General features: G+C 59.4%; 21 protein-coding genes. 16 read left to right on the forward strand and 5 right to left on the reverse strand.

Going from position 1 to position 23,680, the window contains the following annotated elements; all coding sequences use genetic code 11:
- Nucleotides 1-200 precede the first annotated feature (200 nt).
- From THS5294_RS16995 to THS5294_RS17005, 3 genes are all read left to right on the forward strand, one after another.
- The gene (locus tag THS5294_RS16995; RefSeq protein WP_038004788.1) at nt 201-2,993 is read left to right on the forward strand and encodes a bifunctional aconitate hydratase 2/2-methylisocitrate dehydratase; all 2,793 of its coding nucleotides are present in this window, start codon (nt 201-203) and stop codon (nt 2,991-2,993) included.
- 133 nt (nt 2,994-3,126) lie between these two features.
- On the forward strand, nt 3,127-3,978 hold the full coding sequence (locus THS5294_RS17000) for an MBL fold metallo-hydrolase (protein ID WP_058124655.1): 852 nt from the start codon (nt 3,127-3,129) through the stop codon (nt 3,976-3,978).
- A 195-nt stretch (nt 3,979-4,173) separates the two neighbouring features.
- Nucleotides 4,174-5,640 (forward strand): Do family serine endopeptidase, encoded by a 1,467-nt coding sequence (locus tag THS5294_RS17005; RefSeq protein ID WP_082645067.1) that lies wholly within the window; start codon nt 4,174-4,176, stop codon nt 5,638-5,640.
- Nucleotides 5,641-5,715: 75 nt separating this feature from the next.
- Here the strand turns inward: THS5294_RS17005 and THS5294_RS17010 are convergent, their stop codons facing one another.
- Both THS5294_RS17010 and THS5294_RS17015 read right to left on the reverse strand, forming a co-directional pair.
- A complete protein-coding gene (locus THS5294_RS17010) occupies nt 5,716-6,252 on the reverse strand; it encodes a peptidoglycan-binding domain-containing protein (RefSeq protein WP_082645068.1) in 537 nt (178 codons plus the stop codon).
- A gap of 34 nt (nt 6,253-6,286) precedes the next feature.
- Complete coding sequence (locus THS5294_RS17015) at nt 6,287-6,676, reverse strand: OB-fold nucleic acid binding domain-containing protein (protein WP_058124656.1); 390 nt, start codon at nt 6,674-6,676, stop codon at nt 6,287-6,289.
- 103 nt (nt 6,677-6,779) lie between these two features.
- On the opposite strand from THS5294_RS17015, the gene THS5294_RS17020 reads away from it, so the two are divergent.
- A complete protein-coding gene (locus THS5294_RS17020; protein ID WP_038004792.1) occupies nt 6,780-7,103 on the forward strand; it encodes a 2Fe-2S iron-sulfur cluster-binding protein in 324 nt (107 codons plus the stop codon).
- Nucleotides 7,104-7,865: an FG-GAP repeat domain-containing protein gene (locus tag THS5294_RS17025; RefSeq protein ID WP_233486506.1), complete on the forward strand. Its 762-nt coding sequence runs from the start codon at nt 7,104-7,106 to the stop codon at nt 7,863-7,865.
- Between the two features lie 38 nt (nt 7,866-7,903).
- Here THS5294_RS17025 and THS5294_RS17030 read toward each other — a convergent pair whose 3' ends face one another.
- Nucleotides 7,904-9,280 (reverse strand): helix-turn-helix domain-containing protein, encoded by a 1,377-nt coding sequence (locus THS5294_RS17030; protein ID WP_058124657.1) that lies wholly within the window; start codon nt 9,278-9,280, stop codon nt 7,904-7,906.
- 56 nt (nt 9,281-9,336) lie between these two features.
- Nucleotides 9,337-10,563 carry a multidrug effflux MFS transporter gene (locus tag THS5294_RS17035; RefSeq protein WP_058124658.1) on the reverse strand — a complete coding sequence of 409 codons (1,227 nt, stop codon included), beginning with the start codon at nt 10,561-10,563 and terminating at the stop codon, nt 9,337-9,339.
- Nucleotides 10,564-10,793: 230 nt separating this feature from the next.
- On the opposite strand from THS5294_RS17035, the gene THS5294_RS17040 reads away from it, so the two are divergent.
- The 7 genes from THS5294_RS17040 to THS5294_RS17065 all read left to right on the forward strand — a co-directional run bounded on the left by THS5294_RS17040 (nt 10,794) and on the right by THS5294_RS17065 (nt 16,458).
- Complete coding sequence (locus THS5294_RS17040) at nt 10,794-12,326, forward strand: acyl-CoA carboxylase subunit beta (RefSeq protein ID WP_038004798.1); 1,533 nt, start codon at nt 10,794-10,796, stop codon at nt 12,324-12,326.
- A 22-nt stretch (nt 12,327-12,348) separates the two neighbouring features.
- On the forward strand, nt 12,349-12,663 hold the full coding sequence (locus THS5294_RS17045; protein ID WP_233486507.1) for a hypothetical protein: 315 nt from the start codon (nt 12,349-12,351) through the stop codon (nt 12,661-12,663).
- On the forward strand, nt 12,656-13,030 hold the full coding sequence (locus tag THS5294_RS17050) for a DUF6497 family protein (RefSeq protein WP_133244392.1): 375 nt from the start codon (nt 12,656-12,658) through the stop codon (nt 13,028-13,030). The genes THS5294_RS17045 and THS5294_RS17050 overlap by 8 nt, the downstream gene beginning before the upstream one ends.
- A 205-nt stretch (nt 13,031-13,235) precedes the next feature.
- Nucleotides 13,236-13,373, forward strand: coding sequence for a hypothetical protein (locus THS5294_RS18460; RefSeq protein ID WP_162834952.1), 138 nt, complete (start codon nt 13,236-13,238; stop codon nt 13,371-13,373).
- Nucleotides 13,374-13,448: 75 nt separating this feature from the next.
- A complete protein-coding gene (locus THS5294_RS17055; RefSeq protein WP_038004803.1) occupies nt 13,449-13,832 on the forward strand; it encodes a hypothetical protein in 384 nt (127 codons plus the stop codon).
- A 268-nt stretch (nt 13,833-14,100) separates the two neighbouring features.
- On the forward strand, nt 14,101-14,310 hold the full coding sequence (locus THS5294_RS17060; protein WP_038004804.1) for a YMGG-like glycine zipper-containing protein: 210 nt from the start codon (nt 14,101-14,103) through the stop codon (nt 14,308-14,310).
- A gap of 147 nt (nt 14,311-14,457) precedes the next feature.
- Nucleotides 14,458-16,458 (forward strand): acetyl-CoA carboxylase biotin carboxylase subunit, encoded by a 2,001-nt coding sequence (locus THS5294_RS17065; RefSeq protein ID WP_058124661.1) that lies wholly within the window; start codon nt 14,458-14,460, stop codon nt 16,456-16,458.
- Between the two features lie 98 nt (nt 16,459-16,556).
- Here THS5294_RS17065 and THS5294_RS17070 read toward each other — a convergent pair whose 3' ends face one another.
- Nucleotides 16,557-17,027, reverse strand: a complete 471-nt coding sequence (locus THS5294_RS17070; protein WP_058124662.1) for a DUF4174 domain-containing protein — start codon at nt 17,025-17,027, stop codon at nt 16,557-16,559.
- Between the two features lie 342 nt (nt 17,028-17,369).
- On the opposite strand from THS5294_RS17070, the gene scpA reads away from it, so the two are divergent.
- The 4 genes from scpA (at nt 17,370) to THS5294_RS17095 (ending at nt 23,652) form a co-directional block, all read left to right on the forward strand.
- Nucleotides 17,370-19,514, forward strand: a complete 2,145-nt coding sequence (gene scpA, locus THS5294_RS17080; protein WP_058124664.1) for a methylmalonyl-CoA mutase — start codon at nt 17,370-17,372, stop codon at nt 19,512-19,514.
- 105 nt (nt 19,515-19,619) lie between these two features.
- Entirely contained in the window at nt 19,620-20,717 is a 1,098-nt protein-coding gene (locus tag THS5294_RS17085; protein ID WP_058124665.1) for an AI-2E family transporter, read from the forward strand.
- Nucleotides 20,714-21,394, forward strand: a complete 681-nt coding sequence (locus THS5294_RS17090; protein ID WP_038004810.1) for a P-loop NTPase family protein — start codon at nt 20,714-20,716, stop codon at nt 21,392-21,394. The genes THS5294_RS17085 and THS5294_RS17090 overlap by 4 nt, the downstream gene beginning before the upstream one ends.
- 50 nt (nt 21,395-21,444) lie before the next feature.
- Nucleotides 21,445-23,652, forward strand: coding sequence for an RNA degradosome polyphosphate kinase (locus THS5294_RS17095; RefSeq protein ID WP_058124666.1), 2,208 nt, complete (start codon nt 21,445-21,447; stop codon nt 23,650-23,652).
- Nucleotides 23,653-23,680: the final 28 nt, after the last annotated feature.

Raw genomic sequence — 23,680 nt, forward strand, 5'->3', positions numbered from 1 at the left:
GTTGTGGATGGGGCCCGAGTCGGTGTGTAATCACCCCTAGCGGCGTTAAATTCAGGCCAGTGGGGCAACATGCCACGTTTTCCGTGCTTGAGATTTTGTCCGCCATAGTATACCGCGGCATACAATTGCTTCTCGGGAGCGGTGACCCACGGGTCCCGGCGTCGAAGCTGCCCTCTAAACTCTAACTCGTCGGGATCATCATGAGCTTGTACACAGCCTACCTAGAAGAGATCGAAACGCGCAAAACCCAAGGTTTGCACCCCAAGCCGATTGATGACGGGGCGCTGACCTCTGAGATCATCGCGCAGATCAAAGATACCAGCAACGCGCACCGCGAAGCGTCGCTTGAGTTCTTTATCTACAACACGATCCCCGGCACGACGCCCGCTGGCCGTCAAAAGGCTGACTTCCTCAAGGAAATCATTCTGGGTCAGGCGAACGTTCCCGAAATCACACCTACCTTCGCGTTTGAGCTGCTGTCGCACATGAAAGGCGGCCCTTCGGTTGAGGTTCTGCTGGATTTGGCGCTGGGTGATGACGCGGATATCGCGAGCCAAGCCGCCGAAGTCCTCAAGACCCAAGTGTTCCTTTACGAGGCGGACACCGACCGTCTGGCTGAGGCGTTTGCTGCAGGCAATGCCGTCGCCAAAGACATCCTCGAAAGCTACTCAGACGCTGAGTTCTTCACCAAGGTGTCGGACATCGACGAAGAGATCAAAGTCGTCACCTATATCGCGGCTGAGGGCGATATTTCGACCGACTTGCTGTCGCCTGGCAACCAAGCGCACTCTCGCTCGGACCGTGAACTGCACGGTAAGTGCATGATTACCGAACGCGCGCAGCAAGAAATCGAAGCCCTCAAGATTCAGCACCCCGACAAGCGCGTGATGCTGATCGCGGAAAAGGGGACGATGGGTGTTGGGTCCTCACGGATGTCGGGCGTGAACAACGTCGCACTGTGGACCGGCAAAAAGGCCAGCCCCTACATTCCGTTCGTGAACTATGCGCCCATCGTGGCAGGTACCAACGGGATTTCGCCGATCTTTTTGACGACCGTCGGCGTGACCGGTGGTATCGGTGTCGACCTGAAAAACTGGGTCAAAAAGGTTGATCAAGACGGCAACCCCATCCTGAACAACGACGGCAACCCTGTGTTGGAGCAGCGCTATTCGGTGGAAACCGGCACCGTCCTGACGATCAACACCAAGGAAAAGAAACTGTTCTCTGAGGATGGTTCCGAAGAGTTGGTCGACATGGCCGACAGCTTCACGCCGCAAAAGGTTGAGTTCATGAAGGCCGGTGGCTCCTACGCTATCGTGTTCGGCAAAAAGCTCCAGACATTTGCGTGCGAAACGCTGGGCATTCCGCTGAAATCCGCCTTTGCACCGTCCAAAGAAATCTCGCACGAGGGCCAAGGCCTGACCGCTGTTGAGAAAATCTTTAACCGCAATGCTGTTGGTGTGGCTTCTGATACGCCCCTGCACGCGGGATCGGACGTTCGGGTCAACGTCAACATCGTCGGCTCGCAGGACACCACCGGCCTGATGACCAGCCAAGAGCTGGAGGCCATGGCGGCAACGGTTCTGTCGCCCAAGGTTGACGGCGCGTACCAGTCCGGGTGCCACACCGCTTCGGTTTGGGACCTCAAGGCGCAGGCCAACACGCCCCGCCTGATGGCATTCATGCACAAGTTCGGCCTTGTGACGGCACGTGACCCCAAGGGCGTCTATCACGCGATGACGGACGTGATCCACAAGGTGCTGAACGACATCACCGTGGACGATTGGGCCATCATCATCGGCGGCGACAGCCATACGCGGATGTCCAAGGGCGTGGCCTTTGGTGCGGACTCCGGTACGGTTGCACTGGCACTGGCCACGGGTGAGGCGACAATGCCCATCCCAGAGTCGGTCAAAGTGACCTTCAAGGGCCAAATGGCCCCACACATGGATTTCCGCGATGTGGTCCACGCGACCCAGTTGCAGATGCTGGAACAGTTCGGCGACAACGTCTTCCAAGGGCGCATCATCGAAGTGCACATCGGCACATTGCTGGCCGACCAAGCGTTCACGTTCACCGATTGGACCGCAGAGATGAAGGCCAAAGCCTCGATCTGTATCTCTGAGGATGAGACGCTGATCGAAAGCCTTGAGATCGCTAAGTCGCGGATCCAGATCATGATCGACAAGGGTATGGAAAACGATGCCAAGATGTTGACCGGCCTGATCGCGATTGCCGACAAGCGGATTGCGGAAATCCGGTCCGGCGAAAAGCCCGCGCTGACGCCAGACGCTAACGCCAAGTACTTCGCCGAAGTCGTGGTCGATCTGGATGCCATCAATGAGCCGATGATCGCAGACCCTGACGTGCGCAACGCCGATGTGTCCAAGCGCTACACCCACGACACGATCCGTCCAATTTCGTACTACGGTGCGGAAAAGAAAGTGGATTTGGGCTTTGTTGGTTCGTGCATGGTGCACAAGGGCGACGTCAAGATCGTGGCGCAAATGCTCCGTAATCTTGAGAAATCCACCGGCAGCGTTGAGTTCAAGGCGCCACTGGTTCTGGCCGCACCGACCTACAACATCATTGATGAGTTGAAGGCCGAGGGTGACTGGGAAGTGCTGCAAAAGTACTCAGGCTTTGAGTTCGACGACAACGCGCCCAAAGAAAAGGCGCGGACCGAGTATGAGAACATTCTCTATCTTGAGCGCCCCGGCTGTAACCTGTGCATGGGCAACCAAGAGAAAGCGGCCAAGGGTGATACGGTGCTGGCGACGTCCACACGTCTGTTCAAAGGCCGTGTGGTTGAGGATGCAGGCGACAAAGCGGGTGAGAGCCTGCTGGCCTCCACGCCGGTTGTCGTGCTGTCCGCAATTTTGGGGCGCACCCCCACGGTTGAGGAATACAAAACCGCTGTCGAGGGCATCGACCTGACCAAGTTCGCGCCCCCCAAGGCCGAAGGAATGGCGAGCCTGTCCGCGCACTACTAAGCCGCACTCGCTTTGCAAATAGGGGGCCATCCGGGACAACCGGGTGGCCCTTTTTCGTTACTGGCGTTCGCTGTTGGGGGCGGCTTCCATATCGTGCAAAAGCGGCTAGGGTGCGGACAACCAAGGGGGGCATATGAACGATATCATTCTACTCGGCACCAAGGGTGGTCCCGCGATCCGGCAGGGCGGGGCACTGCCTACGGCGTCGTTGTTGCGGCTGGGCGGGCGGACTATTCTGATCGATTGTGCCATTGGCGCGGCCCGCAGCGCGGTTGAGGCGGGCGTGGGCCTGCTTGAGATTGACGATATCTTTATCACTCACCTGCATTCTGATCATGTGCTGGAATTGGGGCCGCTGATTTACACAGCTTGGACGACAGGGCTGCAACGGCAGATCACGGTCTATGGCCCGCCGGGAATTGCGGAATATTGGCAGGGGTTCATGGCCTCTCTGGCGTTTGACTATAAAATCCGTCTTGCGGATGAAGGGCGCCCACCGCTGCTGGATTTGATCAAGATTGAGACCTATACTGAGGGTGCTGTGATGCAGGACGACACGCTCAGCGTTGCGGCTTTGCGTGTAGATCACCCGCCCGTCACGGACTGCTTTGCACTGCGGTTTACGGGTGCTGGCGCGACGGTCGTATTTTCCTCCGACACTTGTTATTTCCCACCGCTTGGCGCGTTCGCCAAAGGCGCGGACGTGTTGGTGCACGAGGCGATGTTGACCGATGGTGTTGAGGCTTTGATCAAGCGGACACCGGGGGCCAGCCGCCTGCGGGAGCATCTTTATGCATCACATACGCGGGCCGAAGATGTGGGGCGGATCGCGACGGCAGCAGGCGTGGGGCATTTGGTGCTGAACCATTTGTTGCCAGCCGATGATCCCAACTTTTCCGAGCGTGATTGGCATGCCGCGATCCAACCCACATGGGACGGCCCGCTCACCGTGGGGCGTGATGGTTTGTGCATCCCGCTTTCGTGACTGGCCATTCGCAAGCTTTTGCCCAAAACGGCGCGACTTGCAGATATTTGGCTCTAGGTTAACCATAGATTAAGAGACATCTCACACTGTTGTGAGAGGCGCGCTCTATTGAAAGCTCCGCCCGAGGCCCCGATATGCATCAGCACGGGCGCACCGGGTACGGGCCGCGCCGACAGGGTTCAGGAGGACGATCATTTGACACTTAAAACTACCGCACTCGCCCAGCCCGCTCAGACCCAGCCGACATGGCTGCGGGGCTTGTGGCTTTTGGTATTGGGCGTGGCACTGACGCTGGCGCAGGCGATAGCCGCGCAGGCCCGTGGCGCCCCTGACAGTTTTGCCGACCTTGTGGAGCAAGTCTCGGGCGCGGTGGTGAACATCACCACATCGACCACCGTGGAACGCGGCACCGGGCCCCAAGTGCCGCGCGGCTCTCCGCTGGAGGATTTCTTTGAAGAATTCCGCAACCGACCCGGTCAACAGAACCGCCCCCAACGTCGGTCCTCGGCGCTTGGGTCCGGGTTCGTGATCTCAGAGGACGGGTATATCGTGACAAACAACCACGTCATTGAAGGCGCGGATGAGATCTTGATCGAGTTCTTTTCTGGTGCGGAACTGCCCGCCGAAGTGATCGGGACCGACCCCAACACCGACATCGCGGTACTTAAGGTGCAAAGCGATATCCCCCTGCCGTTTGTGCCCTTTGGGGATAGCGATGCGATGCGCGTGGGCGATTGGGTGATGGCGATGGGCAATCCGCTGGGCCAAGGGTTCTCGGTCAGCGCGGGTATCGTTTCTGCGCGGGAACGCGCGTTGTCGGGTACCTATGACGACTACATCCAGACCGACGCCGCGATTAACCGGGGCAACTCGGGTGGGCCGTTGTTCAACATGGATGGCGAGGTGATCGGCGTGAATACGGCGATCCTGTCGCCCAATGGTGGCTCCATCGGGATCGGCTTTGCGATGTCCGCAACCGTTGTGACCCGCGTCGTGGATCAATTGCAGGAATTTGGCGAAACCCGTCGCGGCTGGTTGGGTGTCCGCATCCAAGACGTGGATGCGGAATTGGCCGAAGCGCTTGAGCTGGACGCCGTCCAAGGCGCGCTGATCACCGATGTGCCCCCCGGTCCCGCCCTTGAGGCAGGCTTGCAGGCGCGTGATGTGATCTTGTCCTACGAGGGTGAGACCGTTGAGGACACGCGCGGTCTGGTGACGATGGTCGGCAACTCGGACGTTGGCGCGGTTGTACGCGTCGTGGTGTTCCGCGATGGCGGCACGCAGACGATCCTTGTGACGCTGGGCCGTCGTGAAGAAGCCGAACGTGCGGTGCCCGCTTCTGCCCCGGTTGAGGAAGTCCCGACCGAGCAAGAGTTGATGGGGCTGACCGTCGGAGTGCTCGATGACCAGTTGCGCGCTGAATTGGACCTGCCGGAGGCTGCATCGGGTCTTGTAGTCAAGGAAGTGGATGAGGCCAGCGAGGCCTTTGCCAAAGGCCTGCGGGTCGGTGACCTGATCACTGAGGCCGGCCAGACTGAAGTCAGCACTTTGGTCGAACTGGAGGAAAAGATCGCAGCGGCAAAAGCAGCGGGGCAAAAAAGCCTTCTGTTGCTGATCCGCCGCGGTGGTGATCCTCGGTTCGTAGCCCTGTCGCTGGGCTAAGCCGCCGCCTTCGCGCAGCAGCATAAAGACAAACGCCCCGGCCACCATCGTGTGAGCCGGGGCTTTTTATGCGCACTAGGTGCTGTCGTCGCGGGGCACAGCCACAAGGCCCAGCGTTCGGGCAGCATCGATACTTAGCACACCACTATCGGGCCCTTGGGGGCGTTGATAGGCGCGCACGGCAGCGCGGGTGGGCGCGTCATAGGTGCCGCTGATGGGGCCGTCATAGTACCCCCGTGCGGCCAAAGCACGTTGGAGCGTGGCAATGAACGCGGGGTCTTGGCCGAGCGCGCAGGGAATTTCAAACCAACGGTTCCCATCATCGACAATGCGCTGCCGGGTTCGGGTCCGATAGATTGGTGGCTGTGTGATCGTGCCCGCGCTGGAGATTTGGGCGGGCTGGATTAAAAGCCGCTCAGTGATGGTTTCGATGACAGCGGGCCGTGTGGTTTTGGACCAGCAGGCATCGGGGTTGGCCTGCGCGCGCAGCTCAGCGGGGGCTTTTGCGGCGGGGATAATGCTGGGTTCAGTTGTGTCCAACGCGCCGCCGGGTGGCGCGCATGACGGGGCGAGGCAAAGCGCAATAAGGGCGGTGAAAATTCGGTGGGACACTGCTGAGATCCGGTCTGAAGCCGTTTGGCCAAGATTAACGCGGTTTGGGCTTATGGGAAAGTGACGGTAAGGGGGGGGCGCCCAACTGTTCGTGAACACGCGGCAGATCGGGGGACAAAAGTGCGTCTAGCATAGGTGAGATGTCCTCAACATTTTCGGCGACTAGGTGGGGCACTGGCCCTTGTCGCTGAACCCGGCCCGTCACGCGAAGCAAACGTCCGGCGATGATTGCCCTGCGAAACCGCTCATAAACCGATTTCCAGACAATCACGTTGCAGGTGCCTGTTTCATCCTCAAGCGTAAGAAAGATCACCCCCTTGGCCGTGCCGGGACGGTGGCGCACCAGCACGAGGCCCGCCACCGTGAGCCGAGTTGTGTTGGGGGCCGCATTCAGCGCGGCGGTGGTGATGCAATGCGAGGGCATTAGAACAAAAATAGAACAATTGATGCGAAATGCAAATCCCGTTTGCCCCCGAGGTCCGCGACAGCTACATCGCAAGAGGACACGACTGAAGGAGCATCGGCGCATGGCCAAAATCACCTACATCGAGCACGGCGGCAAAGAGCATGTCGTGGAAGTTGCTAACGGGCTGACCGTTATGGAAGGCGCGCGGGACAATGGTATCCCGGGTATTGAAGCCGATTGCGGCGGGGCTTGCGCTTGCTCAACCTGCCACGTTTATGTGCATGCGGATTGGGTTGAAAAACTACCTGCAAAAGACCCGATGGAAGAGGACATGCTGGATTTTGCGTTCTCACCGGATGCAGCGCGTTCGCGTTTGACCTGCCAGCTTAAGGTCAGCGACGCGTTGGACGGCCTTGTCGTGCAAATGCCCGAAAAACAAATCTAAATGGTGGCGGCGCCGCGTCCACACGCCCGCTTGTGGCGCGGTCTGGTGCGCGGCGTTTTGCTGGCCGCGAGCCTGTGGCCCGGCCTAGCGAATGCGCTAGAAATCACTGCGGCGCGCTATTCCGGCGCGACGCAGATCTATGGCCATCTTGTGCTGGGAAAGCCGCACAATTGGTCGACGCTTGATGTGACACTGTCAGATGGCCGCGTGACTAGCGTCATCTTGTCTGAGCGGGTGTTCGAAGACATAGCCCCGCGGTTGGCGGACATGGATGGTGACGGCAATCCCGAAATACTGACGGTTGAGGCGACGCCCGGGCAAGGCGCGCGTGCGGCGTTCTATGGTTTGGGTCCAGATGGGCAGCTTGGGCTGCGCGCGGCCACGCCTTACATCGGTACGGACAATCGCTGGCTTGCGCCTGTGGGCGTGGCCGATTTTGATGGCGACGGGGCTGTGGAATTTGCCTACGTTGACCGCCCTCATCTGGCAAAGACGCTGCGTGTGTGGCGCTGGAACTCAGCGCCGGATGGTGATGTGCGGCTGCAAGAACTGGCCATGGTGGGTGGGCTGACCAATCACCGGATTGGTGAGGATTGGATCACCGGTGGTGTTCGCGATTGTGGCGATGGGCCCGAGATGGTGTTGGCGCGGGGCAATTGGGCCGGAATGGTCGCTGTGCGATTTATTGGTGGGTTTCGCTTGCGTGAATTAGGGGCTGACACCTCACGCATCGCGTTTGATCGGGCGCTGCGTTGTGACTGAGCCCGTGGATGGATATTTGTGAACCAAAGAAGCTGGTCTTAGGGTTGTACGTCGTAGGGCAGGATATCGCGCCGGTTTGGGTCAAGTTGGAGGCGGCTTTCCAGCGGCGGGACGGACCGTTGATGGCAGCCTGCGCGGTTGCAGATGCGGCATGAAATTCCGATCGGTTCAAAGGGTGCACTGAGGTCCATTCCATCCGCGTACACGATGGATTTGGCGTGCACGACCTCACACCCGAGGCCGATCGCGAGGCGCCGTGTCGGGGCGGAGTAGCTGCCTCCGGATTTTGAGACATCGCGCGCGAGGCAGAAGTATTTCACCCCGTCTGGGGTTTGTGCCAGTTGGCGCAGGAACTGACCGGGTGTTTCAAAGGCGCGGTGGACGTTCCAGAGGGGGCAGGCCCCGCCGTAACGTGCGAATTGGAGCCGTGTTGCAGAGTGGCGTTTGGTGATTGTGCCTGCCTGATCAACACGGACAAAGAAGAATGGCACGCCTTTGGCGCCGGGGCGTTGGAGGGTTGATAGTCTGTGGGCGACCTGTTCCAGAGATGCGTTGAAGCGGTGGGCGAGCAACTCTAGGTCGTGACGGACGTCTTCTGCGGCGGCCTTGAAGCGGGCGTAGGGCATAAGTGCCGCTCCTGCGAAATAGTTCGCGAGGCCTACTTTGGCGATATCGCGGGCCTGCCCTGAGAGGCGTGCGAGATCGAGAGTTGCCTCAAGGATTGGGTCCTTTTCGATGAGTGCGAACTGGTGAAGCATCTGGAACAGTTGCGTCGATTCCGGGCTTTGGGCTGAGACGGTCAGAACGTTGCCCTCAAACCTACGGACTGGTCCATCGGCGACTTCGACGGTGACGCCGCGGGCGCGCAGGGCAGCTGCGAGCGCCTTTTTCACATCACCGCCCTCGCGTTCGACAAAGTTTTCAGCGTTGCGGTCGACGGCGTCGATGTAATTGTCGCAGTAGTGGAAGAAGTCGCGTACTTCTTCCCACGGGCTTTGGCCGACGCCTTCACCGGCGGAGCCAAGGGCCTCATCCATGGAGGCGAGGCGTTCATTGCTTTGACGGTAGGCGCGGTGCAGTTCCAGGAACGCGCGCGCGAGGCCTGGGGCGTTGGATGCGGTTAGCCGTAGGTCCGCAAGAGGTGGCGGGTCTGAGAATACCGGATCGGCCAATGCCTCGCGCATATCGGTCACGACCCGCTCTGCATCGCCCTCAGACAACTCCGTGACGTCGAAGCCAAATTCGCCCGCGAGGGCAAGCACTACCCGTGTGGATACGGGCCGGTTGTTGTTTTCCATCTGGTTCAAATAGGGGAGCGAGACGCCGAGTTTTCGGGCGAAGTCAGTTTGGTTGAGAGACAGGCGGCCCCGGACTTCGCGCAGCTTTGCACCGGCATATAATTTGCGCTGGCTCATGGTTGCTCTCCTTTGCAGATTTGCAGCGTGATTTTACGCGGCTTTGCAAAGGGGCGCTAGGGGGTGATCGTGTGCCCTAACCTGCGGTCGCGCCGGACCGTTGCAACAATGGTTGCGACGCCGCAAATGGCTGAGGCCAGCATGATCAGAATGAGGGGCATTGCGCTGTTGCCGGTGCCTAGGGCGGCACCCGCCAGTGCCGATAGTGCTGCGCCTCCGCCGATCATCATCGCGCCGCCCAAGCCGCTGGCGGTGCCCGCAAGGTGGGGGCGGACTGATAGCATTCCAGCGGTTGCATTGGGCAAAACCAACCCATTGCCGACGCCCACAAAGGTCATCAGGCCGAAAAACACAAAGCGGCTTTCGATGCCAACGGCAAACAGCAGGGCCATCATGCCGATGCCCGAGCAGGAAAACAGTGAGCCGCGCAGAACCATCGTGTTGATGCCAAGGCGTTGGCTGTAGCGCCCTGACAAGAAGTTTCCGCAGAAATAGCCAATAGCGGGGGCGCCCAGAAATGCGCCTACTGTTGCTGGGTCCATTTTGAACAGCGTGACCCCCACGTAGGGTGCGCCGCCCAAGTACGCAAAGAACGCACCAGACGTGAATGCCGCACCCATAGCGTACCCCCAGAAACGCGGCGATGTGAGCAGTTCGGGGTAATCGCGGATTTGGGCGATCATGCTGGTGGAGGTGGCCTTGGCGGTTTCACCAAGGTCAAACCAGCTGAGCGCCCAAAGGCCCAGCCCCGCAATCAGCAGGAGCCAAAAGCTGGCCTGCCAGCCAAAAGCCGCATCTAGCCCGCCACCAATGGCTGGGCCGATCATGGGTGCCACTGACATGCCCATCGTGACGTAGCCGATCATCGATGCGGCTTCATTTGTGGGCACCATATCGCGGACAACGGCCCGGCTGAGGACCATGGATGTCACGATGACGGCCTGCGCCATGCGAAAGAGCAAAAACGTCTCAATGCTTTGTGCGATAAGGCAGCCCAAGGTCGCTACGCAAAACAACCCGCACCCCCACAAGATCACGGGGCGGCGGCCATATCGGTCGGATAGGGGGCCGACAATGACCTGAAGCACTGCGTTCATGGCCAAATAGACTGCGACCGATAGCTGCATTAGGCGATAGTCAGTCTCAAAATAAGCGGTCATATTCGGCAGTGAGGGCAGAAAAATGCTCATCGTGAGGGCCGCGATGCCGGCAAGCATCACGAGTGTAAAGACAGTGGGCGGGGTGGATCGGTCGAGAAAGCGGACCGTTGGGCGGGTAGACATCCTTTGTTTCCTAGGGAGTTAAGGTTAACAAGTCTATGTGTGCGCCTGTGTGGTGGCGCACACTGCGGCGGTCCGGAATACACAGAGCGGCTTGGTATATCTCAAATATTCGCAAATTTGCAATTCGCCAAAATATGCATATGCAGCATTTGCAAATATTCTAACTGAGCCTTCCCAGATCGCGCGTCACTGCATAGAAGGTCTCAACACCAAAAAGGGAGTCCCCGGACATGAAGGATATTCTGAGCGAGTTGGACGAACGCCGTGCCGCGGCGCGTGCCGGGGGCGGAGAGCGCCGCGTGGCGTCACAACATGCTAAGGGCAAGCTGACTGCCCGTGAGCGCATCGACCTTCTGCTCGATGAGGACAGCTTTGAGGAATATGATATGTTCGTGCGCCATCGCTGCACGGACTTCGGGATGGAGGCGGAGCGGCCTGCGGGGGACGGTGTTGTCACTGGATGGGGCACAGTTAACGGACGTCAGGTCTATGTGTTTTCCCAAGACTTCACCGTGATGGGCGGCTCCGTCTCCGAGACGCATGGTGCCAAGATCTGCAAGATCATGGATATGGCCATGCAAAACGGCGCACCCGTGATCGGGATCAACGATTCCGGCGGTGCGCGTATCCAGGAGGGCGTCTCATCGCTGGCGGCCTATGGTGAAGTGTTCCAGCGCAACATCGACGCCTCGGGCGTTGTGCCGCAAATCTCGATGATCATGGGGCCGTGCGCGGGTGGGGCGGTGTATTCGCCCGCCATGACCGACTTTATCTTTATGGTCAAAGACAGCTCCTACATGTTCGTCACTGGCCCCGACGTGGTGAAAACCGTGACCAACGAACAGGTCACCGCAGAGGAATTGGGTGGTGCGACCACGCACACCAAGAAATCCTCGGTGGCAGATGCGGCGTTTGAAAATGACGTTGAGGCCTTGGCTGAGGTGCGTCGCCTGATCGACTTCCTTCCGCTCAATAACCGGGAAAAGCCCCCGGTCCGGCCGTTCTTTGATAGCCCCGACCGGGTTGAGCCGTCGCTCGATACATTGGTACCCGAAAACCCCAACGCGCCGTATGATATGCGCGAGTTGATCCTGAAAACCGCCGATGAAGGCGATTTTTACGAAATCCAAAAGGATTTCGCGGGCAACATCATTACAGGGTTCATCCGGTTGGAGGGACGCACTGTCGGTGTGGTTGCCAACCAGCCTATGGTGCTGGCTGGGTGTCTCGATATTGACAGCTCCCGCAAGGCGGCACGGTTCGTGCGGTTCTGTGATGCGTTCGAAATTCCGCTGCTGACGTTCGTGGATGTGCCCGGCTTCCTGCCCGGCACGACCCAAGAATACAACGGCGTGATTAAGCACGGTGCGAAGCTGCTGTATGCGTATGGCGAAGCCACCGTGCCAAAGGTCACTGTTATCACGCGCAAAGCCTATGGCGGTGCTTATGTGGTGATGTCGTCCAAGCACTTGATGGGCGATGTGAACTACGCGTGGCCCACATCCGAGATCGCCGTGATGGGTGCCAAGGGTGCGACTGAAATCCTCTACCGCTCTGAGCTGAATGATCCCGAAAAGATCGCGGCGCGTGCGGCGGATTATGAGGATCGCTTTGCCAACCCGTTTGTCGCCGCTGAAAAAGGCTTTGTGGATGAGGTCATCATGCCCCAATCCACACGAAAGCGGGTGGCGCGGGCCTTTGCGGCGTTGCGGAACAAGTCCACGAACAAGCCGTGGAAAAAGCACGACAACATCCCGCTCTGATCGGATGGCGAAGGGCTGGCATATGTCGGTGGACGGCGCGCGGCTGACGCTTGCGCGTCGGACCCCCGTGCGCTGGGACGTGGCGGTGCAGACGGTGTTGACCGGCTGCGCGGATCGTAACCGTGCGGCCATTGCCCATCAGGTCCGCCAAGACATATGGCGGGCCTTGGCGCGGGTGCGTGGGTTTTCCCCGATTGTTGAGGTCACGCGCAGCGGCTCGGACATGCAGGTGCGGGCAGGCGGACGGCTGGACGCGTCTGCGCCGGATCTCACTGCGCGCATTGCGGGGGTGCTCAATCAACCCACGGCGCGGGCCCGGTGGTGTGCGCGTGCGTAACTGGGTGCTCGCCTTTGTGCTTGGCCTTGCGGCGGGGCAGGCGGGGGCAGTGCCCTCGGGTCAGCCGCTAGCGCTGTGGCAGATCGCGTGGGAACGGATGCAGGGCACCCAAGACCTGCAATTGGTCATCCGTGCCATCGCGCCCAAGGTCGGTGCATTGGGGTTTGAAGCCGCGCAAGCGGACATGGATTGGATTTGCGCGACCCATGGCCTGACGCTGAGCGGTTTGCCCCATGGCGCCGCCGCCCAAGTCGTGGTCAACCTGATGGACACACCTATCCCGCGCGGCACGTCCAACCCGGACGTCGCGCAGTATTTTAGCGTATATGAGCTGGCCGATGGGGCCTGCATCTTGGAGGACTTATGAAGCGGCCACACGACCTTGAGCTGCGATGTTCACCTGCGGGGAGGGTTGGTGCATGTGCGCAACAACCCGCGCATGTGAACGCACGCCCGTATGTTTTCCACACCGATTCCGATATGCTGCAAAACGATTGCAGTGGTGCAGTCGGCAGTCGTCGGGAGGGTTGCGTCGATGCATCGTCCCCCCGCACCCCATTAAGGAGAGCAGAATGTCCAAAAGCCTCAAAGCGCTTATTGCCGTCGGTTTGGTCGCCATCGTTGCGGCCTGTAGCAGCGGCACCCAAGAAGAAATCGTCATCGTTGAGCCCACGCCTCTCGAAGCGGAACCTGTCTCCGGCAAGTTCTGAGCCGCGTGACCTGAACACCCTCATGTGGCGGGCCGTTGCCTCCGCCACATGGACCCCTTCGGTGGGGGGCAGCGCATGCTAAAGCACCGTGGCTTTCCGGGCCGTCTTCCGGGCACTGACTATCAGTTTGTGATCCGCCGCGCGAACCCGCGTGGAGTAACGCCCCTAGTGGCGCGCAGACGTTTTCCTGACCGTAAACCTGCCGATCGGCGCGCCGATGAGGGCTTTATGGCTGCGTTGTGGTCCCACTTCGGGCCAGAGCCGTTTGAGCGGGGCAATTTGGACGCAGGCCGTCTGAACTGGCTGCTCGACCGTGAGGTTGTGGCCGTCGAAGAGGATTTCGACCCCGTCAGCTACGACTCGCTTTTGCGGATCGATGAGGCCGTGGCGCGCGTGTCTTTCCCGCGTGTGTTTGAGGCCGAAAGCTTTGACGACTGGGACGAGGAAACCGAGGAATGACCTTGGGATTCGGCGCAAATTCGCTGATGGCGAAACCCAGTGAGCCAATTCGCGCCGATCGTAATTTGAATGAGCGTTCCTGCTGGCCTGTGCCCATAACTCGTGCACATTTGAAACCATGGCTGATTTCCCCCAAGGATTTCATGAGCCATGGCGGGGCCCTATGTTCCTCTCGCCTGGTGCAGGCTCGTCGATTTCCTCCGAGCCTGTACTCGGCTGGGAGTGCGGCGCAGGTGTCCGGGGCCCGGGACATACAGGAGACGTCAAAGTGGCAAAGACCATCAAGTTATCAGCAGTCGCAATCGTTTTATCCACGCTCATGGCGTGCAACACCGCAAGCCTGTCCGACATCGAACGTGCCGGTATCGGCGCGGCCGTCGGCTGCGCGGTGGGTGAAATCATCGAAGACGGCGAATGCATCACGGGGGCCGCAATCGGCGGCGTCGGCGGTGCATTGTCAAACGACCTCGGCCTCTGACGCCGAGTGCACTGCACCCCTGACAAGGGGTAACCACGACTCACAAGCCTCAAGGCTGCTCGGGAGGGGATCCCGAGTGGCCTTTTGGCATTTGAACGATATCCGGGGATCAGCCTCGGCAAAAGGTCAAGACAAGGGGACAGCGTAATGTTCGAGAAAATTCTAATTGCCAACCGGGGCGAGATTGCCTGCCGCGTGATCAAGACTGCCAAAGCCATGGGCATCAAGACGGTGGCGATTTATTCGGATGCGGACAAAAACGCGCTGCATGTAAAGATGGCCGATGAAGCCGTCCACATTGGCCCGCCCCCAGCGAACCAGTCCTATATCGTCATCGACAAGGTGATGGAGGCGATCAAGCAAACGGGTGCCCAAGCGGTTCACCCCGGTTATGGCTTCTTGTCCGAGAATTCCAAGTTTGCTGAGGCGCTTGAGGCCGCTGGCGTGGCCTTTATCGGGCCCCCCGTTGGTGCGATTGAAAAAATGGGGGACAAGATCACCTCCAAAAAGATCGCCCAAGAGGCCAACGTTAGCACGGTTCCCGGCTACATGGGTTTGATCGAAGACGCCGAAGAGGCTGTCAAAATCTCAAACCAGATCGGTTATCCGGTTATGATCAAGGCCTCCGCTGGTGGCGGCGGTAAGGGCATGCGGATCGCATGGAACGACACCGAAGCGCGCGAAGGGTTTCAGTCCTCCAAGAACGAAGCGGCCAACAGCTTTGGCGATGATCGGATTTTCATCGAAAAGTTTGTCACCCAGCCACGGCACATCGAAATTCAGGTGCTGTGCGATAGCCACGGCAACGGCGTGTACCTGCATGAGCGCGAATGCTCGATCCAGCGGCGGAACCAAAAAGTGGTTGAGGAAGCGCCCTCGCCCTTCTTGGATGAGGCCACTCGTAAAGCGATGGGCGAGCAGTCCTTGGCGCTGGCACATGCGGTTGGCTACGCCTCGGCGGGTACCGTGGAATTCATCGTCGATGGCGACCGTAATTTCTACTTCCTTGAAATGAACACCCGCCTTCAGGTGGAACACCCTGTGACCGAGCTGATCACGGGCGTCGATCTGGTTGAGCAGATGATCCGCGTTGCCGACGGTGAGGTTTTGGGCATCAAACAAGAAGATCTCAAGATCAACGGCTGGGCGATTGAGAACCGCCTTTATGCTGAGGATCCCTACCGGAACTTCCTGCCTTCGATCGGGCGTCTGACCCGTTACCGCCCCCCTGTTGAAGGTGCGCTGGGCGATGGCACGGTACGCAACGACACTGGCGTGTTTGAGGGCGGTGAGATCAGCATGTATTACGATCCGATGATCGCCAAGCTCTGCACATGGGGTCCCGACCGGGCCACTGCGATTGAGACAATGCGCACAGCCCTTGATAGCTTTGAGGTTGAGGGCATTGGCCACAACCTGCCGTTCGTGGCTGCGGTGATGGACCATGACATCTTTATCAAGGGTGACATGACAACGGCCTTCATCGAAGAGCAGTATCCCGACGGCTTTGAGGGCGTGACCTTGGATGAGACCGCCTTGTCGCGCGTGGCTGCGGCATGCGCTGCGATGCACCGCGTGGCCGAAATCCGCCGTACTCGTGTGTCTGGCCGCATGGACAACCACGAACGTAAGGTCGGCGACGATTGGGTCGTGACCGCGCAGGGCGCGCGCATGGATGTCACCGTGGATGCCGACAAAGACGGCGCCACCGTGCAGCTAAAAGACGGCGCAAGCCTGCGGGTCGAAAGCGATTGGACCCCTGGCGATAGTCTCGCACGGGTGATGATCGACGGAACACCTATGGTGCTGAAGGTCGACAAAATGGTCGGCGGTTTCCGCATCCGGTTCCGGGGCGCAGACATCAAGGTCCATGTGCGCACACCGCGTCAGGCCGAACTGGCCGATCTGATGCCAGAAAAACTGCCCCCCGATACCTCCAAGATGCTGCTGTGCCCCATGCCCGGTCTGATCGTCAAAATCGACGTGGCCGAGGGCGAAGAAGTGCAAGAAGGTCAGGCGCTGTGCACTGTTGAGGCGATGAAGATGGAAAACATCCTTCGCGCCGAAAAGAAGGGCATCGTCACCAAGATCAATGCGGGCCCCGGCGATAGTCTTGCCGTGGACGAAGTGATCATGGAGTTCGAATGAGCTATGACACGGCACCCCGGCATCCAGCATCACCTACACCCTGCGGGCGCTTTGGCGCCGCGCGGGGGCGTGGCTGGTGCGGATGGGGTGCCAGTTGATCAGCTACCTGCGCGCATTTCCTGTCTGCGTAGGGGCATTTTGTCGATGGAGCGTGTCAGTTCGCGCACGTCCCACGGCAAAGGTTTGCGCAGTTTCACCTGCCCGTCCTTACCAATCAGAACCATCATGAACCCCCGGGGACGCAGCTTGGTGCGCAGGGCGCTTTCACCGCTTGGGTCGGTGTCGACGATGATGACCACGTCGCGGTCCGCAAGGTCTTGGGGGCGCTGCGACAGCAGGTCCATTTGCTGGGTGAACGCTGGATCCCGCTCCGAGTTGGCAAAGACCACGATGGGCCGTGCGACCCATGCAAAGTCGTTCAAATCCACGTCATCGGCGGCAAAGATGTGGGTTTTGTCAGCCTCCCACACGGCCAGAACGTCTTGGTCTGAGACGTCAGAGGCTATGCCGGTGGTGGCGAATACTCCAAGCAGGCCAAGGCCTAAGGCAAAATGCGTCAGTCGTGTCATGGTTCCTCCAGTTCCCTCACATATAGGGGGTGCGCGGCGCGGGGCGAAGGACTTTGCGCAATTTGTTGAAAAATCGGCCCTTAACGGGCTGAGGGAACTGCCGCACCAAGGCAGTCAGACCGCCGATTTGACTGACCCTGCTGCCGAACCATTTGCATCCATCAGCCCAGATCAGGGGCAAACGATGGGCAGGATATATGGCACCGACCTCACCCGGCTGCGCGTTGGCACGGATGGTTTTGCTAGTTTTATTGACACCAAGGCGTCGCGTTCAGTGACCCCTACAGCCGCACACCCGGACGCATGTTCCGGGGCGCAGGCTTAGACAGAGAAGGACATCCCATGACGGATCAGAACACGCCGGACCGCACAAAGCTTTGGACTGAGCTTGCGACCAAAGAATTGCGGGGCAAACCCCTTGAGGACCTGACGTGGAAAACGTTGGAGGGGATCGATGTCAAGCCGCTGTATACTGAGGCCGACCTTGAGGGGTTGGATCATCTGGGTGGTATCCCCGGTGAGGGGCCGTTTACGCGCGGCGTTAAGGCGACGATGTACGCAGGCCGCCCGTGGACCATTCGCCAATACGCAGGTTTTTCGACAGCCGAGGAAAGCAACGCGTTCTACCGCAAGGCTTTGGCTGCGGGCCAACAGGGCGTGTCGGTGGCCTTTGATTTGGCAACGCACCGCGGCTACGACAGTGATCACCCCCGGGTGGAGGGTGACGTCGGAAAAGCGGGTGTGGCGATTGATAGCGTCGAGGATATGAAAATCCTGTTCGACGGCATCCCGCTTGATAAAATCTCGGTCTCCATGACGATGAACGGCGCGGTGATCCCGATTTTGGCGAACTTTATCGTCACCGGCGAAGAGCAGGGTCATGATCGCTCCGTTCTGTCGGGCACGATCCAGAATGACATCCTCAAGGAATTCATGGTCCGCAATACGTATGTTTATCCACCCGAGCCTTCGATGCGGATCATTGCGGATATCATTGAATATACGTCGAATGAGATGCCGAAATTTAACTCGATCTCAATTTCTGGCTACCACATGCAGGAAGCAGGCGCGAACCTTGTGCAGGAGCTGGCGTTTACGCTGGCCGATGGGCGCGAATACGTGCGTGCGGCGATTGCCCGTGGCATGGACGTGGATAAATTCGCGGGCCGGCTCAGCTTTTTCTTCGCGATTGGGATGAATTTCTTCATGGAGGCCGCCAAGCTGCGCGCCGCCCGCCTGTTGTGGCACCGCATCATGGAGGAGTTCGAGCCTAAGAACCCCAAGTCATCCATGCTGCGCACTCACTGCCAGACCAGCGGCGTGTCGCTGCAAGAGCAGGACCCCTACAACAACGTGGTCCGCACCGCCTATGAGGCGATGGCCGCAGCCCTTGGCGGTACGCAATCGCTGCACACCAATGCGCTCGATGAGGCGATTGCCCTCCCGACTGAGTTTGCTGCACGGATTGCGCGCAACACTCAGTTGATCTTGCAGGAAGAAACCGGCGTGACCAATGTGGTCGATCCGCTGGCGGGGTCATACTACGTCGAAAGCCTGACGGCTGAGTTGGCGGATGAGGCGTGGAAACTGATCCAAGAGGTCGAAGAACTGGGCGGGATGACGGCCGCCGTGAACTCTGGCATGCCCAAGTTGCGGATCGAGGAAAGTGCCGCGCGACGTCAGGCTATGATCGACCGGGGCGAAGAAGTCATCGTTGGCGTCAACAAGTACCGTTTGGACAAAGAAGATCCGATCGACATCATGGATATCGACAACGCCGCCGTGCGCGATAGCCAGATTGCGCGCCTAGAGCGTATCCGGTCCGAGCGGGACGATGCGGTTTGTGCCGCCGCCCTTGCCGAGGTTGAGCGTCGCGCCGCCGAGGGTGGCAACCTGCTAGAGGCTGCGGTCGATGCCGCCCGTGCCCGCGCAAGTGTTGGTGAAATCAGTCTCGCGATGGAGGCCGTGTTTGGCCGTCACCGCGCCGAGGTCAAAACCCTCGCAGGGGTTTATGGTGCCGCCTATGAGGGCGACGCAGGCTTTGCCGCGATCCAAAAGTCGGTCGAAGACTTTGCAACGGACGAAGGGCGCAGGCCTCGGATGCTGGTCGTCAAAATGGGTCAGGATGGTCATGATCGCGGTGCCAAAGTCATCGCCACGGCCTTTGCGGATATCGGGTTTGATGTCGACGTTGGTCCCCTGTTCCAAACGCCGGATGAGGCTGCGCAAGACGCGGTTGATAACGACGTGCACGTCATTGGCATCAGTTCACAGGCAGCGGGGCACAAGACGCTCGCGCCCAAGCTGGTTGCCGCGTTGGAGGCCGCAGACGCCAAGGACATCATAGTGATCTGTGGGGGGGTGATCCCACAACAGGATTACCAATTCCTGTATGACGCAGGCGTTAAGGCGATTTTCGGTCCCGGTACCAACATTCCGGAGGCGGCCCAAGACATCCTGCGCCTGATCCGTGAAGCACGGACCTAAGCGCTGGGCGCGCCACGGCGTGCCAGTATTTTGAGCCATTAGAGGCGGGGCGGTTGTATTGATCGCCCCGTTTTGCCATTTGAAGGGTTAACACAGGAGAACTGCGTGGCCTTACCCGCAAAACAACAGGTGACCTATTGGGGGCTCGTGAGCTTTGTCTTTCTGCTCGCGCTGTGGTTTTTGGGCGATATCATGCTGCCGTTCATCGTGGGCGGTGCGATTGCCTATGGGCTTGATCCACTGGCAGATCGGCTGGAAGCGCGCGGCCTGAGCCGGGCCATTGCCACGACACTGATCTCATTGTTTGCGCTGTTCATCTTTTTGCTCGCGGTTGGATTGGTGATCCCGCTGTTGGTGGAACAGACCCTTGCGTTGATCCGGTTCGCACCGGAATTGTTTATCCAATTGCGCGATGGCCTCACGGCGCGTTTCCCGCAGTTGATCGATGTCGATAGCACCGTTGGTCGGACGGTCAGCCGCGCGGTCGTTTCAATCGGTGAGGCAATCCAAGCGCAGGGCGGTGCATTTGCACAACAAATCGCATCCTCAGTTGTCGGCGTCATCAACGCGGTGGTGTTTATCGTCGTTGTGCCGGTTGTGGCATTTTACCTATTGCTTGACTGGGACCGAATGGTTGCCCAAGTGGATGACCTGCTGCCACGCGATCACGCGCCAACGGTCCGTCGCCTCGCGTCTGAGGTAGACCGCACTCTGGCCTCATTCGTGCGGGGGCAGCTGACGGTCTGCGCAATTTTGGGCACGTTTTATGCCGCGGGCCTGATGATCGTGGGCCTGCAATTCGGCGTAGTGGTCGGAGCGGTTGCGGGCTTAATCTCTTTCATCCCCTACGTCGGTGCGCTGATCGGCGGGGCCTTGGCGTTCGGCTTGGCGTTGTTCCAGTTCTGGAATGATCCAGTCTGGATCGCGGTGGTGGCAGCCATCTTTGCCGCCGGCCAAATGCTAGAGGGCAACTTTCTCACTCCCAAGCTGGTCGGTGGATCTGTCGGGCTGCACCCGGTGTGGTTGCTGCTGGCGCTTTCGGCGTTTGGGGCGGTGTTTGGTTTTGTGGGCATGTTGGTGGCCGTGCCGGTGGCTGCGATGATTGGGGTGCTCGCGCGCTTCTTGATCCAAGAGTATAAGGCCAGTCGCCTATACCTTGGCCTCGAATCGAAACGTGATCCGGACAAAGACGCCGCCGAATGAACGACACACAGCTTCCCCTTCCACTGCCCATGCGCCCCGCGATGGGCCGGGACGATTTTTTCGTCGCGCCCAGTAACGCAATGGCGCTGGCTTTCGTGGATATTTGGCCCAACTGGCCGAGCAATCGGCTTGCTGTAGTGGGCCAAGAAAGTGCGGGCAAAAGCCATTTGGCTGCGGTGTGGGCACGTGTTTCGGGCGCAAGGGTGATGCGGGCCTGTGATGTGAATGCGGCCGATGTGCCCGATTTGGCCAGCGGGCCTCTGGCGATTGAGGATATGCATGTGCCGATGGGGGCCGAAACGGAACGCGCCCTGTTTCATTTGCACAACCTGATTGCGGCAGAGGGGCACAGCCTGATGGTCACGGGGCGCGGCGCGCCGAGCAGTTGGCCCATCACACTGCCAGACCTTGCTAGCCGTTTGCAGGCCATTACGATGGCCGAAGTGGCCGCCCCCGATGACCAATTGTTGTCGGCTTTGCTGATCAAACACTTCTCGGATCGTCAAGTGACCGTATCGCCTGCGGTGATCGCCTATGTCATCCCGCGGATTGAGCGTAGCTTTGCCGCTGTTGAGGCCATCGCCCAGCAATTAGACGCCGCTGCACTCGCGGGGCAAAAGCCAATCACGCGGTCGCTGGCCCGCACATTGCTGGACACAGACGACGCAGAGGCGTAGTGTGCCTACCTTGTCATAAAGCTGTCATTTAAGCCCCTTAGGGGAAGTGCATGTTAGATAATTCACACATTCCGGCGTCTGATTTCCTCAAGTCGCCGCTGCCCGCCCCCCGTGCCTTGGACGAGGATCGGACCACCGGTCCACGCCGTTTCTTCAACCGTGAGCTGAGCTGGCTCTCGTTCAACTGGCGCGTACTCGAAGAAGCCGCAAACCCCCGTGTCCCTTTGTTGGAGAGGTTGCGGTTTTTGTCGATCTCGGCGGCGAACTTGGACGAATTCTACACGGTGCGCGTCGCGGGCCTGCGTGAACTCGCGCGCGCGGGCACCACAACGCCCGCCGCCGATGGCCGCTCTCCGGTTGAGCAATTGCGGCTGATCAATGAAAACGCCCGCAATTTGTTGTCGGCGCAGCAATCGACGTGGATCGGACTGCGGCGGTTGATGGAGACGGATGGCATTCGCCTGCTGGAGCGGGACGCCCTGACGCCCGCCGATGAGCAGATGATGGATGATCATTTTCTGGCCCAAGTGTTTCCCGTGTTGTCACCGCTCGCGATTGACCCCGCGCACCCGTTTCCGTTCATCCCGAACGAAGGTTTTTCGCTCGCTGTGATGTTGGAACGGCCCAGCGACAAACGCCGCCTGCAGGCCTTGCTGCCCGTGCCGCAACAGATCGACCGGTTTGTGCGGTTGGCGGATGAGGATGGCGTTGCGCGGTTCCTCCCGCTGGAGGAGCTGTTGTTGATGCAGATCGACGCGCTGTTCCCCGGCTATGAACTAAAGGGTCATTGCGCCTTTCGGGTGCTGCGCGACAGTGATCTTGAGGTCGAGGATGAGGCCGAAGACCTTGTGCGTGAGTTCGAGACAGCCCTCAAACGTCGCCGCCGGGGCGAAGTTGTGCGCATGAAAATCACGGCCAACGCACCAGAGGCCTTGCGCAAGGTGATCGTGGGCGAGTTGGGCGTTCAGCCTGATGAAATCATCGACATCAAAGGGTTGATCGGCCTCGCGAGCCTTAAGCAACTGGTGCTGGATGAGCGTCATGATTTGTTGTGGCCCCATTTTACCCCACGGGTGCCCGAACGCGTGCAGGATCATGACGGCGATATGTTTGCCGCGATCCGGCAAAAGGACATGCTGCTGCACCATCCGTATGAGACCTTTGATATGGTCATTCGGTTCCTGCAACAGGCGGCCCGGGACCCGAATGTTGTGGCGATCAAGCAGACGCTTTATCGGACGTCACGCAATTCCCCCATCGTTGAGGCGCTGTGCGAAGCCGCCGAGATGGGCAAGAATGTCACCGCTTTGGTCGAGCTGAAGGCGCGTTTTGATGAAGCCGCAAATATTCGTCAATCGCGGCGGCTGGAACGGTCCGGCGCGCATGTTGTCTACGGTTTTATCAACTACAAAACCCATGCCAAGATCAGCACCGTTGTCCGCCGTGAGGGTGATCAATTGGTAACCTATACCCACTTTGGGACGGGCAATTACCACCCGATCACCGCGCGTGTTTATACCGACCTGAGCCTATTTACCTGCGACGCAGCCCTTGGGCGCGATGCCACCAAGGTGTTCAATTACATCTCGGGTTACGCGCAGCCCGTTGGCTTGGAAAACCTCTCGATCTCACCGCTGGATATGAAATCGATCCTGCTGGAGCGGATTGAGGGTGAGATCGCCCATGCCAAAGCTGGGCGGCCTGCGGTGATTTGGGCCAAGATGAATTCGCTTATCGATCCCGATATCATCGACGCCCTCTATGCGGCCTCTGGTGCGGGTGTGCGCATCGATCTGGTCGTGCGGGGCATTTGTGGTTTGCGGCCCGGCGTGACGGGGCTTAGCGAAAATATCAGGGTGAAATCGGTGGTGGGGCGGTTTTTGGAACACTCTCGCATTGTGTGCTTCGGCAACGGTCAGGGCCTGCCGTCGAAAAAGGCGCGGGTGTATATCAGCTCAGCTGATTGGATGGGGCGCAATTTGAATCGCCGTGTCGAAACCCTCGTTGAGATCCGCAATGCGACCGTCAAGGCGCAGATTGTGAGCCAAATTATGGCCGCCAATCTGGCTGACGTTGCGCAAAGCTGGGTGCTGGGCCCGGAGGGCGAGTTCGAGCGTGCAGATACCTCAAAGCTCGATAATCCGTTCAATTGCCATCGGTTTTTCATGGAAAATCCGTCGCTTTCGGGACGCGGCTCTGCGGGGGCGAAGGATGTGCCGGAATTGGCGCACTCAGCCGATGATGACACTGCGCGTTGACCTGCAGGCCCTTCGCGGGCAAAGGTGA

The organism is Thalassobacter stenotrophicus, from assembly GCF_001458315.1.
GTDB classification, from domain to species: Bacteria; Pseudomonadota; Alphaproteobacteria; order Rhodobacterales; family Rhodobacteraceae; genus Thalassobacter; species Thalassobacter stenotrophicus.

Bases quoted from the DNA above. Each gene is read 5' to 3' on its own strand.
- THS5294_RS16995 (WP_038004788.1), top strand. From the start codon at position 201: ATGAGCTTGTACACAGCCTACCTAGAAGAGATCGAAACGCGCAAAACC.
- THS5294_RS17000 (WP_058124655.1), top strand. From the start codon at position 3,127: ATGAACGATATCATTCTACTCGGCACCAAGGGTGGTCCCGCGATCCGG.
- THS5294_RS17015 (WP_058124656.1), bottom strand. From the start codon at position 6,676: ATGCCCTCGCATTGCATCACCACCGCCGCGCTGAATGCGGCCCCCAAC.
- THS5294_RS17020 (WP_038004792.1), top strand. From the start codon at position 6,780: ATGGCCAAAATCACCTACATCGAGCACGGCGGCAAAGAGCATGTCGTG.
- THS5294_RS17025 (WP_233486506.1), top strand. From the start codon at position 7,104: ATGGTGGCGGCGCCGCGTCCACACGCCCGCTTGTGGCGCGGTCTGGTG.
- THS5294_RS17030 (WP_058124657.1), bottom strand. From the start codon at position 9,280: ATGAGCCAGCGCAAATTATATGCCGGTGCAAAGCTGCGCGAAGTCCGG.
- THS5294_RS17035 (WP_058124658.1), bottom strand. From the start codon at position 10,563: ATGTCTACCCGCCCAACGGTCCGCTTTCTCGACCGATCCACCCCGCCC.
- THS5294_RS17040 (WP_038004798.1), top strand. From the start codon at position 10,794: ATGAAGGATATTCTGAGCGAGTTGGACGAACGCCGTGCCGCGGCGCGT.
- THS5294_RS17045 (WP_233486507.1), top strand. From the start codon at position 12,349: ATGTCGGTGGACGGCGCGCGGCTGACGCTTGCGCGTCGGACCCCCGTG.
- THS5294_RS18460 (WP_162834952.1), top strand. From the start codon at position 13,236: ATGTCCAAAAGCCTCAAAGCGCTTATTGCCGTCGGTTTGGTCGCCATC.
- THS5294_RS17055 (WP_038004803.1), top strand. From the start codon at position 13,449: ATGCTAAAGCACCGTGGCTTTCCGGGCCGTCTTCCGGGCACTGACTAT.
- THS5294_RS17065 (WP_058124661.1), top strand. From the start codon at position 14,458: ATGTTCGAGAAAATTCTAATTGCCAACCGGGGCGAGATTGCCTGCCGC.
- THS5294_RS17070 (WP_058124662.1), bottom strand. From the start codon at position 17,027: ATGACACGACTGACGCATTTTGCCTTAGGCCTTGGCCTGCTTGGAGTA.
- scpA (WP_058124664.1), top strand. From the start codon at position 17,370: ATGACGGATCAGAACACGCCGGACCGCACAAAGCTTTGGACTGAGCTT.
- THS5294_RS17090 (WP_038004810.1), top strand. From the start codon at position 20,714: ATGAACGACACACAGCTTCCCCTTCCACTGCCCATGCGCCCCGCGATG.
- THS5294_RS17095 (WP_058124666.1), top strand. From the start codon at position 21,445: ATGTTAGATAATTCACACATTCCGGCGTCTGATTTCCTCAAGTCGCCG.